This window comes from Streptomyces sp. AHU1 (assembly GCF_045343905.1).
In the GTDB taxonomy this organism is placed as follows: Bacteria; Actinomycetota; Actinomycetes; order Streptomycetales; family Streptomycetaceae; genus Streptomyces; species Streptomyces triticiradicis.
This window is the reverse complement of the sequence record NZ_CP174284.1, coordinates 517,901-530,272: the sequence shown is the minus strand read 5'-3', so window position 1 is coordinate 530,272 and position 12,372 is coordinate 517,901. Positions and strand designations below refer to the sequence as shown.

Here is a 12,372-nt window from a genome sequence, read left to right as displayed (position 1 = left end):
CGCCCAGTGAACCCCTACCAGGGCCTGCCGGCCCGGTCGTTCTGGCGGCCTGCGGTCGCGGAGCCGGACCCGCTGGACATCGAACACGTCTGGACTCCCAAGTTCGCCATCGGCCAGGACGACCCGGTGATCACCACCGGCTCCTGCTTCGCTGCACGGATCGGCCCGGCACTGCTGGACTCCGGTATGGACTGGTTCGACGCCGAACCTGCCCCGCCCGGCCTGACCCGGCAGCAACGGCAGGAGCGCGGCTACGGTGCCTTCTCCTTTCGCACCGGCAACATCTACACCCCCGCGGTCCTACGTCAGTGGCTGTCCTGGGCCCTCGGCCAGGTGCAGCCGCCCCGCGACGCTTGGCCCGACGGCAACCGCTTCGTCGACCCCTACCGTCCGGCAATCGAACCGGATGGCTTCGCCTCCCCAACCGAGATGCTCCAGGCACGCCAGGTCACGCTGGACGCCATCGGCACCGCTGTCAGTTCAGCGAAGTGCCTGATCTTCACCATGGGACTCACGGAGGCCTGGCGCGACACCCTGGCGGAGACCGTGCTCCCCACCTGCCCCGGCACTGTGCGCGGCACCTTCGACGCCGAGCGGTACACCCTGCACAACTTCACCTTCGCCGAAGTGCACCGGGACATGAGCCAGGCAATTGCTACGGCGCGCCAGGTCAACCCAGGCCTACGTGTCCTGCTGACAGTCTCACCGGTTCCCCTGACCGCCACTGCAACCGGCGGCCACGTGCTGCCTGCCAACAGCTACAGCAAGTCGGTACTGCGTGCAGTTGCCGGACAGCTGGCCATGGAAGACCCGGACGTCGACTATTTCCCCTCCTACGAGCTCATCACCAGCCCCGTGTTCGCCAGCAGGTTCTTCGGCCCCAACCAGCGCACGGTGACGGCCGAAGGGGTCAATTTTGTGATGCGGCACTTCACGGCCGGGCTCCGCGGCAGTCCCGCGCTGGCGCAGCCCGCCCCCGACGGAGCGATGCTTTCAGCAGATGCCGCCTGTGAGGACGCCATCCTTGACTACTACAGCCCCCGCTAGGTTTCTGCTGCTCGGCGACTCCCACGCGGGACCCATCGGGCATGCCGCTCAGAGGGCCGGTATCCCGTTCCGGGGCGGCCCCATAGGCCCCGGACGCGACTTCACCGACAGCTTCTTCACCACCCGCGACACCCCCGCCGGAAGTGACGTCGTCTTCCGCTCGGTGGAGGCCGAGGAGCACTACCGCCGCGTCCTCGGCGAACTCGGCATCGCCGCACTGGCGGGCCTGAGCATCCCGCTGGTTGCGACGTTCGGTTTCTGTGCACATTTCGTCGCACTGCGCGAGAACTGGGATCTGTACCGAGACCGCTCGGGCCTTATCCCGCCCGCATTCCTCTCCAGCTCCTTGTTCGACGACATCGTGCGCGCCATCGTGCGTGACGCCCTCGCGTTCTACACCCATGCGGTGGGCCTTGGACTGCACGTCCTCGCCGTAATGCCGCCCCAACGGGTCCCCGGCCAGGCTGATCCCGTGGTGTTCATGGCTGCCCAAGAACGCATCCGGCTGGCCGTCACAGAAATCGGCGCCGACGTCGTGGACCTGCGCCAGCGAACAACTGGCCCTGACGGGCTGCAACGCCCCGAACTTTGTGAAGCCGACGACGAAGTCCACGGCAACCTCGCGTTCGGCCGCATCATCCTCGCCGAACTCCTCGAACGAGGCCTATAAACCCACTCGCCTTTCTGGAGGCCAATCATGGAGCCATACGAAAGCGAAGCACTGGCGGCGGTGACCACCCGTCCCGTGCATCCTTACCGCACTCTCACGGTCGAGCGGATCACTCCCGTTCTGGGCGCCGAGGTCTCAGGGGTGGATCTTTCAACGGAAATACCGGCTGCTCAACTGGATGAAATACGCACCGCGTTCCGTGATCACCACGTTCTCGTCTTCCGCCACCAGACCATTACGGCCGAAGACCACAAGCGCTTCGCCGCCGCCTTCGGCGAACTGCGTCCTGTCAACCCGCCGCCGCCCAAGGGCGATCCCTACATCCTGGAAATCCGCACCGCGTCCGCTGCAGTTGACGTGGACGGCAACGGCTGGCACGCCGACGGCACTGCCGACGCCGAACCGTCGCTGGGGTCGATGCTTTACATCACCGAAGTCCCCGAGCCAGGCTGCGGAGGCGACACCATGTTCGCCAACATGCACCTGGCGTACGAGATGCTCTCACCGGCCATGCGTTCGCTGCTGGATCCGCTCACCGCTGTCCACGACGGCGCCCAGGCCTTTGAAGGCTCCACGCCGCCCGCGGATTACGTGATTCCCAGAACCGAGCACCCGATCGTCGCCCGCCACCCCGAGACCGACCGCAAGCTTCTCTACGTCAACAAGGCCTACACCAGTCGCATCCCGCAACTCTCCGCGCCGGAAAGCCGTGCCCTGCTCGGCATGCTCTTCGACACCATCGCCGGCAGGCCCATCCTGCACTGCCGTGTCTCCTGGACCCCGGGAACCCTCGTCTTTTGGGACAACCGATGCGTCCAGCATCACGCTCTGTACGACTACTACCCCTACACCCGCTATGGTCAGCGCGTTGCCATCAACGGTGGTCCCGTCAAGGGCTAGCACGACGGTGGTGGCGTGAACAGAACTTTCGTTCTGTTCACGCCACAACCGTGCGGTATAGGACGCTGTATGTGATCGCAGCGGCGAAACGCACGCTCACGTAATCGTCCGAGCACGTGTCACTGCCTCCGAAAGACCGTCGCGCAGTCGCTTGCGGGCCTCGTCCGCGGCTGGCCCCTTGATGCCGTCCGAACCTGCGTAGGCAGCGATCCAAGCCCTTACGAGGGCATAGGGCCAGGCGCGGGCGTAGTCGTCCCCGTGGCCGGCAGAAAAGGCCCGGGCATAGGCGGCGGCGTTCGCGATGGCATTCGACTCGGCGTACACCCGTTCACCTGTCTCCGTGTTCATTCGCGCATAGGCCTCGCCGTACTGCTGGGCCTCGTCGGGGGACCAGCCGCGCGAGCGCGCGTAAGAGGCCGCAGCCGACGAACCCCGGGCGTGTACGCCTTCACGGGGATAGCCCAGCAAGTACACCTCGCGCAGGGCCGGTTCCAATACCGTGTGCCAGTCGCTTTTGCTGATGGATTCGCCAGTTGCCGCGCGGGCGTGCATCGTACGTACAGCCTCGTGCGGGATCGGGTCCCTGCCCTGCAGTGTGGCCGCCTCCCCGATGAGGTCGGCCACCGCACCGGCATGCCAGTGGTGGACCGCGACGAATGGCGCCTCAGCAGTAGCCTCCAGCGGTCTCCAGGTGGTACCTGCCTGATCGGCGAGCACCTCGCAAATCTGGTCCAGCCACCCCGGTATGGGTGCTGGCTGAAGGAGTTCCGGTGAGACAGGCGGTTCGATGGTGATCACAGCCTCTCGGATGTTCTGAGGTCGAAAGTGCATGGGCTGAGTGACAGGTGACGGCCACCGGGGGCCGGGGTATCCGTTTCAGGCGCGATAGCGTGACATGTCGGCGACGCGCCCGTCGTGAAACGGTTCCGCGGGGAACGGTGGCCCCTACTGCATCTGCTGACGCTGGTCATCCCCCTGTGTGAGCGCGGGAACCTGTCCGAGATCACGACCGCCGATACATCGACAGTCGCCTTACAACGAGATCGCCTCGGTGCCGGGCAGGGGGTCGGTCATCGCAACGGCCGGTGTCGTCGCTAAAGGCATCGGCCGAGACTGAAGGGTTGGTGCTGATGACCATCGCCAAGGAACATTCGTGGTGCCTCAGGGACGAACTGGCTTGCGACCTCAAGGTTCGAAGCTCTGCCGCCCACGCTCAGCACACCATTGATCATGCCGAAGATCTGTGGCGGGTGACCAGGGACCTCTCCTCGATCTCCGTCGTATCCGCGGGTGCCCGACTCATGCAACCAGCTGTTCTGAGGGTGGCCGCCGCAATGGCCGCACATCGGACCGGTGGGGTCTGGTGACAGACTTAACTGAGGCTAGGGCCGCAAGCCTGGAAGTTCACCTTCCAGCCGAGCCTGGGCCGACGCCGTGCGGGGCCACGCTTCAATGCAGCTGTTGCAGCCGCCGACGCGGATTACCGCCAAGGAAGGAGTCCTGTGCGTTCCAGCGACCCGCTTCGGCGGCCTGCAGCGCTCCAGATTTTCAGCGCGGGGGGACACAAGCAAACCTGGAACGCTGCAGGTGGCTGATCCGAACCAATCAACCGTTCCGCCTACCTGTCCGAAGCACTTTCGCTTCGTTGCCGGTCGGGCAGGCACTGTCAGACCGGTCGTACAGGCACTGTCAGAATGGCAACGGACATCTGCGACGGGCAAGGGCAGCAGAGCCTTCTTGCCCTCAAGGGCTTTTTCCCTGACTTGGTAGGCATTTATTGTGCTGTGAGTGGCCGTATGCAAGGCCGGTTCGAGGCCTTAGTGGTCGGCTCCGGAAGTTCTTCGGAAGTTGATCATGCGGCGAAGTGGAACGAGGATTCTTCCTGATGACCGGCGGCGTGCCGGTCGAGTCTGGCCAGCGGACTGTCCAGGTCGGAGGTGGTGAACTTCCCCGATGCGGCTGGGCTTCCACACACGCTTGCGGACATCGGGCCACTGGCCGCGTTCAGGCCGAGCCGCGTCGATCCTCCCCGTGCATCTCGCACGCGCTCTGATCATCCGGACGACGTGACACACTGGGGCTCAGGCAGCGGTGAACGGGGGTGATCCGGTTGGGTCTGGAGATCGAGAGCCGACCATCGGAGCTGCCGTACATCGAGCGGGTGTGGCGCAGCCGCAGCGACAACGTGGGCCGGATGACGTCGATCGCGACATCGCACTGGGAGCTCGTCTTCTGGGAGCAGCACGGTCAGGTCCAGGCGGTCGTACTGGGCCCGGAGCCCAAGGCGTGCCTGGCCCCCGTCCCCAAGGACGCCACGTTCTTCGGCATCACCTTTGCCCTCGGCACCTCGATGCCTCACATACCGATCAGCCGTCTCGTGGGCAGTAGCGCGGAGATACCCGACGTGACGCGGCGCTCCGTCTGGCTGAAGGGCTCCGCTTGGCGCCCGCCTGATTACGACAACGCGGAGGCGTTCGTACGGCGCATGGTGCGTGAGGGCATCGTGGACTGCGACCCGATCGTGCCCGCCGTGCTCGACGGCGCCACCCCCGAGGTCTCCGAGCGCACCCTCCAGCGGCGCTTTGTCTCGGCGACGGGCCTCACCCGGGGCGCCATCCGGCAGATCCACCGCGCCCGTGAGGCGGCGGTGATGATCCAGGAGGGTGCGCCGGCCCAGGACGTCGTGCACAGGCTGGGCTACTTCGACCAGCCGCATCTGGTGCGGTCCTTGACCCGGTACATAGGCCGGACCGCCACTCGGCTGAGCGCTCCGGACAGGACGGAACCCCTGTCGCTTCTGTACAAGACCTCACCCTCGATGCCCGCATAGTCTTCCTGGCGTAGCCGACGGGGTCGGCTCGTCCTGGTCAAAGGACCGCTCCGGGCCTGAACCGGGCATACGACTCCGAACTCATAACGGAGGAAACATGCGCAAGGTCGTTTCGGGCCTGTTCGTCTCGCTCGACGGTGTCGCCCAGTCGCCGAACGAGTGGCAGTTCGCTTTCGACGAGGAGATGGGCGCGGTGCTGGGGGAGACGCTGGAGACGGCCGACACGATTCTGCTGGGCCGGGTGACCTTCACCGAGTGGGCCGGGTACTGGCCGACGGTGAACAGTGGCGAGGACGCCGGTTTCGCCAAGTGGATCAACGATTCGCCCAAGTACGTCGTCTCCTCCACGCTGGACAGTGTCCAGGACTGGGCGAACAGCACGCTCATCAAAGGCGATCTGGCGGCCGCGATCGAGGAGCTCAAAGCGGGCATGGGCAAGGACATCACCGTCGCGGGCAGCCCGACGCTGGTGCGTTCGTTGCTGGAGCAGGATCTTCTGGACGAACTGGTATTGCTGATCCACCCGGTAGTGGCCGGCGAGGGCCGCAAGAAGCTGTTTGCCGATGACGCCGCCCTGAAGAAGTTGCAGCTGGTGAGCGCCCGGCCGACCAGCAGCGGAGTGATCATCGCGATCTACCGTCCGACGCGCTGAGCGCTGCTCGGCGCGGGCGTAAGCCCACGAGACGCTCCAGCAGCAGGAAACGGCAGGCCCAAACCCAGTGCGGCAGGCTTCGGCCTGCCTGCCTTGCCCGTTGCCACCGTCTGTCCGATAGTCTTGCGCGCCTCCGAGCGCGAGCGGCTGAAGAAGATGGCCTATGGTCACAAGTCCGAGTACCGGCTGCGGATGCGTACGCAGGTGGTGCTGCACGCGGCCAGGGGACGCTCTAACGCGCGGATCGTCCGCGAGACGGGGTTGCATCTGGACACGGTCCGCTGCTGGCGCGACCGGTTCGCCGGGCACGATCTGGCCGGTCTGTCTAACCGCGAGCGGTCAGGGCGGCCACCCTCGTTCACTGAGTTGCAAGTGGCCCAGGTAAAGGCCCTGGGCTGTCGGTTGCCTGCCGAGAGCGGTGGGCCGCTGGCGCGCTGGTTATGCCCGGAACTGGCCCGCGAGGTCGTCGCCCGGGCGATCACCGGCTTCACCGTGCGCCGCTGGCTGGCCGACGACGCGCTCAAGCCCTGGCAGTACAGGTCCTGGATCTTCATCACCGATCCCGACTTCAGGATCAAGGCCGAGCGGGTGCTCGACTTGTACGCCCGCATCTGGCAGGGCATTCCGCTCGGCGAGGACGAGTACGTCATCAGCGCGGACGAGAAGACCTCCATCCAGACCCGCTGCCGGCTGCCACCCCACCCTCGCCCCCGGCCAGGCAAGAGCGAGCACGCCCACCACATCTACGGCCGCGTGGCGGCGCCCTGGCCTACCTCACCGCCTACGACGTCCACACCACAAAAGTGTTCGGCCGCACCGAGCCACGCACCGGCGTCGACCCGTTCATGAACCTAGTCGCCCAGCTCGTGAGCACCGAACCCTACGCCGGAGCGAAAACGCGTGTTCTGGATCGTGGACAACGGCTCCTCCCACCGCGGTCAGAAAGCCGCAGACCGCCTGACCGCCGCCTTCCCGAACGCGGTGATGGTCCGCACCCCCGTGCACGCCTCGTGACTGAACGAGGTGGAGATCTACTTCTCCGTCGTGCAGCGCAGGTCGTCTCGCCCAACGACTTCACTGGCCTCGCCCAGGTCGCCGAACGGCTCCGAGTCTTCGAACACCGCTACAACGCCACAGCACAGCCGTTCCGGTGGAAGTTCACCGCCTCCGACCTGGACGATCTGCTGCTCAGGCTCGACCGGCACACCACCAATCACCACGAAGAATCATCTGCCGGGCCAGCTACATGATCAACCCCGAAGAACTTCCGATGGCACCCAGCGAACACTGAGCGTGCGCAAGGTTCAGTGTTGTTGGTTCCCTGTTACTCCGATAGAGATACCAGTGGCGCCCGCGGGTTTCTCCCGCGGCTGCTGCACGTTCTGGATGCTCGCTCATTCTTCACGCGTCGCGTGCCGGGCCCCCCAGTCACCCAGCGCTTCCAGAACCGGTGAAAGATCTTCGCCGATCGCAGTGAGCACGTACTCGTGGCGTCTGGGAGAAAGAGAATACTGACGGCGCTCGATGACCCCGTGCTTCTCGAGTTTCCTCATCCGTTCGGACAGCGTTGCAGCGGGAGCACCTGTATTCGCCTGGATCTCGCTGAACCTGTGCGTACCGAAAACGAGCTCCCTGATGATAAGCAGGCTCCACCTGTCTCCGACGACCGCAAGGGCATCCGCGATGGAGGAAACTCGGGGTTTTGGACCGTTCGCCAATTTCCTCTTCTATCTCACTTTTTCCGAGTCCCGCTTCACCCTGCAGCGCGGGAGGCAGAGACCAGCTGATGCTATCCGGCAGGAATGATTCCGATTCAAGAGCTAAAGTTGAGATGTGCACTGTGGGCCGTACGTGAGTGTCCGATGGGGCCAGTCAGTGGGTGGAGCGAGCTCTTTTCCTTCGTGATCAAGAAGCGGATCTGGCAGCACCAAGCGCTCTACGAGAGCAGAGGCTGAGCGTTCGGTGAGCGGTCGCCCTGCACCACCACGATTTGTATGCTGCGCGGACAGGCACATGAAGGACGTATACCGGCACGCAGGCCCCTCCCCCGGCCAACCGCCAACGAGAGCGCGGTCAGAAGGTTCGGGCACGACTTCCCAACACCGGGCAGGAACGTGAAAGCCACGGAGCGGGCACTGCGCTCAATCAGCTGGCAGCACTATTCCGAGCGCGACCATGGCGGGGGATGCCGGGCCGCCCTCGGATCGCTCAGTCTTGTAGCCCTTGACCTTCGGAGCGACCGTGCGTGGATCAATCGCCTCTGACGGAGCTCCCGTCTCATACAGCCCAGCAGGCTGCTGATCACGATCATGCGGCAGAAGCCAAAACACGCGGCGCCTGAAAGTACCTGAGGCGCGTGATGGCTTCGCGTCCTTGCCCAGGATGGCGTAGCCGACCATGCGACCGTCGCGGTGATAGGCAGGCTTCCCCCGGCGCGAGTGCAACCGGTCCAGAGACTGGCGCACGTAGTCAAGCGGCGTCGGGTCCTCGAGCCACACGAGTTCGGTTTCGTGGGCGATCTCTTCGGGGTCGATCAACGCGCTCACGGCTGCCGCTCCTCGGTATCCGGGTCGGTAACCAGGCCGATGCCCGGATAGTACTTGCGTGAATTGGACAGAACCATGTCCTTCGGTGAGGCCATACCCAACGCCTCGCGCACCCTGGCAGCAAACGCGCGGGCTGAGACGGGATTGGCGCCTTCAAAACCGCACCAGCGAGTGTACGCGCCGTACAACTGAGCCTGCTCGGCTCTGACCGAGTCCTCCATCTTGCAGGACTCGGTCAGGAACCTGCCGACGTGGTCCTCCGTTTCGGCGTAGGCAGTCGTTGCGACCTGGACCCTTACAGGTCCTGCCAGGTCCTTCTCACCGGCGAAGTAACGGCGGGCACCGTCCACCAGCCAGGCAAGGATCCCTGGGCCCTCCTCGCGCACGAGGACGCTGGCAAGGTTGTCGATCTTGCGTTCCTCAGGAACCACCCGTTCGAAGGGAATCAGCCTCATCCGGCGCCAGAAGGCGAAACCTCCTGTGTTGACTTCGGGCCTGTGGTTGCCCAGCAGCCAGAGTTTGTGTGTCGGGTGGAAGGAGAAGAAGTCCTGTCGCATCCTGCGGGCTTTGAGCTTGTCACCACCCGTCAGGAGCTTGACCCGGGCCTCATCGAAGCGGTCGCCGGGCTTGAGTTCCGAGCAGACGATGATGCGACGTCCGTGCAACTCGGCAAGGTCCGTGGGGTGGCCCTCAAACACCTTGGCCATCAGGAAACCGGGCGGGGCCGCGTCGGCATAGTCGCCCATGAGCTGCAGCATCACGTCCAAGAGCACACTCTTTCCGTTCTTGCCCTGTCCGTACAGGAACGGCATCACCTGGGCGCCGACGTCTCCAGAGATGGAATACCCCAGAAGGAGGTGCAGGAAATCCGCGGTGCGGCGACCTTCAGCGTCAGTACCGAACGTGTCATCGAGGAAACGTTGCCAGCGCGGGGTGGGCATAGCGTGGGGGGCAACGGTGGTGGACCGGGAGTGGTGCTGTGTGGCTGGGTCAGGAGGCAGCAGCGCTCCACTGCGCAGGTCCACGACACCTTCGGGGGTGCACAGGGCATAGGGATCGGCGTCAAGGAGTGACGCATTCATCACCATTCCGGGAGAAGCTTTGGCCTGCATCAGAAGCGCGTTCATACCTGACGTGGATAGCGCGCGTCGGCGATGTCGGCGCAGTTCGGGGGTGGTGTAGGTGCCTGTCGGATCGGCGGTGGCAATGGCCTCGGCCATCTCACCCACTGCCCACAGGACGGTCTCCTCCTCATCAAGCTGCCAGCGGTGCCCGGCCCAGCGATACCACCCCAATCCAGGAATGTGACGGTAGTCACGACCGTAAAGCTGCACGAACAACTTGGCGTTTCCCCGGTCGCTCAGGGAGTCCGGCAGTAGCCCTTCAGGAGTAGCTGCCTGGTGGGGGGCCACTGGAGCCACGGCCTGAGGGGGAACACCAGGAATCACCAGGGCTTGCTGGATGGGTCCTTGAAGGATCTGTTGCGCTGCGGCCGCCGGGTCGAAAGCGCCCGGACCGCGTCGGGTCGGGGTCATGCAAGGTGTCCTTCAATGTGAAGCGGCCGCCGGGTCCCAGCATCGAGCCCGCTTCGGATGATCTGGGTCGAACGCTTTCCCTGGCCGGGGCGGGCATAGTCGGCGGCGCTCTTGAGGATGCGCTCCACGTCGGCAATGGTGGCGTAACCGCTGGCCACTAGCCCGCCGGCTGTGAAAGCGGCGCGGTTGAGCTTGTCGGAGAATCCTGCCCCTTCAGGAGCCGCCACGCAGGCAATCACCTCGCGGAGCGCAGCCTCCAAGATCTGCGCGGCGCGGCTGCGACCCCCGCCCGCCGCAATCACGGCTTGCCGGGCGCGCTGGGGCAAGACTCGCAGACGGGGAGATGAAGCCTGCTGAGGCATGTCCAGATGCCCGGTGCGTGTCAGTTCCACCGCCAGCCACTCGGGGAGCCTTCTGGGGGCTCTCACGGTGCCGATCGGAAGGTAGGTACCAGCGCTGGTCGTGGTACCAGGAGCAACGATGTAGCCACCGTTGGCCCGGACGTCGACCTGCCACGCCAGCGCACGGCCCGTGCTGGAGCCTGTGGAGCACTTGAACCGCCGCCTGTCATCAGCGCGATACCAGATGTGCAGGCCGCCCGACGGGGTCCGCACCCTGAACGTTTCTTCGTCCTCTGCCGGGTCTTCCTTTCCTCGCAGCGCGGCAAGCAGAGCAAGCGTGTGGAATCCGTGCTCGAGGCCTTCGAGATCAACGAGGTCATGAATCGGGATACCTGGCAGAATCCTGTCTCTGCTGGGTAGCAACTTGGCGTGGGCATCGATGTCCAGGACTACAAGACCTGCCGGGGCGCAGGCGATCCCGACACCGAAAAAGGGGTTACTGGTCCACCAGGCGTCGATGCGGTCCGCGTCTGTCGTCGCAGCATGGAAGCCGTGGCACCAGCGCCCTGCGGCGATACATGGACAGTTCACATGACTGTGGCTGTTCTCTCGGCACTGAGGGCAGTTGCCCGCAGGGGTTTTACGGCCTGGGGCAAGCGGGAGCACCGGCCAACCCTGCGCGGCACACCAGCGGGCGACGCTCAGCATGTCGAATCGCCATTCTGCGCGCCGGTTGTCATCGGCCATGCGCGGAGCACCTCCCCTCGTTCGGTCGCTCTTTCTTCGAACCCGACTGATGATCCATACCGAGGAAAAAGTCCTGGTCAGTAAGTCGTTGTTTGCATCGGAGCGACCGAAGCGACTCAACACTCAAACGGGGTCAACATAACGTAGCCGAGGACCCATCCGGATTGCTTCAAACACGTGAGTCTGGCGAGCCGCAGCGATCAAGCATGGCTTCAGCGACTCGCCGCTCTTGAGTAGCTCGACGCTCTGCGTAGAAAAACCCAAGGTCAGATGGCATTCGACACCTAGATGAGCGACTCAAGCGACTGTAGGTCCAATGTATGACGCGCACACGTGCACACAGGAACGACGACATATATGCGACCTTCGGTCGCTTGGGTCGCTGTTTCGCTTTCCGTGACCCCTCTGACCTGCACCTTTTTGTAGCGACTGGCGACCAGCGACTCAAGAGACCGGCATGAGTCCCCCCTCCTCCCGGAGCACTCCTTGCCCCATCGGGCAGATGCGACGCCTGACCAGGCAGGCCCCCCAAGCCAACCTCCTCCACCTTTTTGCATACTTTTGACACAGCTACTCAAGCGACCCAAGCGACCCAAGCTAGAAGTAGCCTCGACCAGTGCAGAGGAAAAAGTGATGAGCTGCGCTCTGTCCTCGTCGAGGGCCGCGAAACTCTTGAGCTATTCGCAGGAATACCCCTATAGGACCTCGGAATGATGTTTTTCAGAGCGACAACAGCGCTCCTGAAGCGCTAGGGTCCGTCTTCAAAGATCATCGGATGGTGGATCGTGGTGGGGTGATACGCCGTCATGAACTCACCGATCAGGAGTGGGAGTTACTCGCTCCGCTGATACCGAGGGCCGCCACCGGCCGGCCCGTGTGTCGGACCGGCAGGTCGTCAACGGGATGGTCTACAAGATCCGGACCGGGATCTCCCGGCGCGACCTGCCGGAACGCTACGGACCGTGGAAGATGGTCTGCACCCGCTCCGTCGCTACGCCCTGAACGGCGTGTTCACCCGGGCACTGCAGCAGGTCCAGGCACGTGCGGACGCGGCCGGCGACATCGACTGGCCGGTCCAGATCGACTCCACCATCGTCCGCACCT

At 64.5% G+C, this 12,372-nt stretch carries 13 protein-coding genes; 8 read left to right on the top strand and 5 right to left on the bottom strand.

Annotated elements, in window-relative coordinates; genetic code table 11:
• Window positions 1–6: 6 nt before the first annotated feature.
• From ACICHK_RS43180 to ACICHK_RS43170, 3 genes are read left to right on the top strand one after another with little or no spacing between them, the layout of a single operon-like run.
• Window positions 7–1,047 carry a GSCFA domain-containing protein gene (locus ACICHK_RS43180; protein ID WP_406841816.1) on the top strand — a complete coding sequence of 347 codons (1,041 nt, stop codon included), beginning with the start codon at window positions 7–9 and terminating at the stop codon, window positions 1,045–1,047.
• Entirely contained in the window at window positions 1,010–1,717 is a 708-nt protein-coding gene (locus ACICHK_RS43175) for a hypothetical protein (protein ID WP_406841815.1), read from the top strand. The genes ACICHK_RS43180 and ACICHK_RS43175 overlap by 38 nt, the downstream gene beginning before the upstream one ends.
• A 27-nt stretch (window positions 1,718–1,744) precedes the next feature.
• A complete protein-coding gene (locus ACICHK_RS43170; protein WP_406841814.1) occupies window positions 1,745–2,617 on the top strand; it encodes a TauD/TfdA dioxygenase family protein in 873 nt (290 codons plus the stop codon).
• Between the two features lie 96 nt (window positions 2,618–2,713).
• Here ACICHK_RS43170 and ACICHK_RS43165 read toward each other — a convergent pair whose 3' ends face one another.
• Window positions 2,714–3,415, bottom strand: coding sequence for a SpcZ (locus ACICHK_RS43165; protein ID WP_406841813.1), 702 nt, complete (start codon window positions 3,413–3,415; stop codon window positions 2,714–2,716).
• A gap of 1,312 nt (window positions 3,416–4,727) precedes the next feature.
• Between ACICHK_RS43165 and ACICHK_RS43160 the strand changes: the two genes are divergently transcribed.
• From ACICHK_RS43160 to ACICHK_RS43145, 4 genes are all read left to right on the top strand, one after another.
• Window positions 4,728–5,447, top strand: coding sequence for a helix-turn-helix domain-containing protein (locus ACICHK_RS43160; protein ID WP_406841923.1), 720 nt, complete (start codon window positions 4,728–4,730; stop codon window positions 5,445–5,447).
• A 97-nt stretch (window positions 5,448–5,544) separates the two neighbouring features.
• Window positions 5,545–6,099, top strand: coding sequence for a dihydrofolate reductase family protein (locus ACICHK_RS43155; protein ID WP_406841812.1), 555 nt, complete (start codon window positions 5,545–5,547; stop codon window positions 6,097–6,099).
• A gap of 123 nt (window positions 6,100–6,222) precedes the next feature.
• The gene (locus ACICHK_RS43150; RefSeq protein ID WP_406841811.1) at window positions 6,223–6,948 is read left to right on the top strand and encodes a helix-turn-helix domain-containing protein; all 726 of its coding nucleotides are present in this window, start codon (window positions 6,223–6,225) and stop codon (window positions 6,946–6,948) included.
• 161 nt (window positions 6,949–7,109) lie between these two features.
• Window positions 7,110–7,349, top strand: coding sequence for a hypothetical protein (locus ACICHK_RS43145; protein ID WP_406841810.1), 240 nt, complete (start codon window positions 7,110–7,112; stop codon window positions 7,347–7,349).
• Window positions 7,350–7,493: 144 nt separating this feature from the next.
• Here the strand turns inward: ACICHK_RS43145 and ACICHK_RS43140 are convergent, their stop codons facing one another.
• The 4 genes from ACICHK_RS43140 to ACICHK_RS43125 all read right to left on the bottom strand — a co-directional run bounded on the left by ACICHK_RS43140 (window position 7,494) and on the right by ACICHK_RS43125 (window position 11,268).
• Window positions 7,494–7,817: a winged helix-turn-helix transcriptional regulator gene (locus ACICHK_RS43140; protein WP_406841809.1), complete on the bottom strand. Its 324-nt coding sequence runs from the start codon at window positions 7,815–7,817 to the stop codon at window positions 7,494–7,496.
• 423 nt (window positions 7,818–8,240) lie between these two features.
• Complete coding sequence (locus ACICHK_RS43135) at window positions 8,241–8,645, bottom strand: DUF6009 family protein (RefSeq protein WP_406841808.1); 405 nt, start codon at window positions 8,643–8,645, stop codon at window positions 8,241–8,243.
• Entirely contained in the window at window positions 8,642–10,180 is a 1,539-nt protein-coding gene (locus ACICHK_RS43130; RefSeq protein ID WP_406841807.1) for a phage/plasmid primase, P4 family, read from the bottom strand. The genes ACICHK_RS43135 and ACICHK_RS43130 overlap by 4 nt, the downstream gene beginning before the upstream one ends.
• Window positions 10,177–11,268, bottom strand: coding sequence for a bifunctional DNA primase/polymerase (locus tag ACICHK_RS43125; protein ID WP_406841806.1), 1,092 nt, complete (start codon window positions 11,266–11,268; stop codon window positions 10,177–10,179). The genes ACICHK_RS43130 and ACICHK_RS43125 overlap by 4 nt, the downstream gene beginning before the upstream one ends.
• An 825-nt stretch (window positions 11,269–12,093) precedes the next feature.
• Between ACICHK_RS43125 and ACICHK_RS43120 the strand changes: the two genes are divergently transcribed.
• Window positions 12,094–12,270, top strand: a complete 177-nt coding sequence (locus ACICHK_RS43120) for a transposase (protein WP_406841805.1) — start codon at window positions 12,094–12,096, stop codon at window positions 12,268–12,270.
• Window positions 12,271–12,372: the final 102 nt, after the last annotated feature.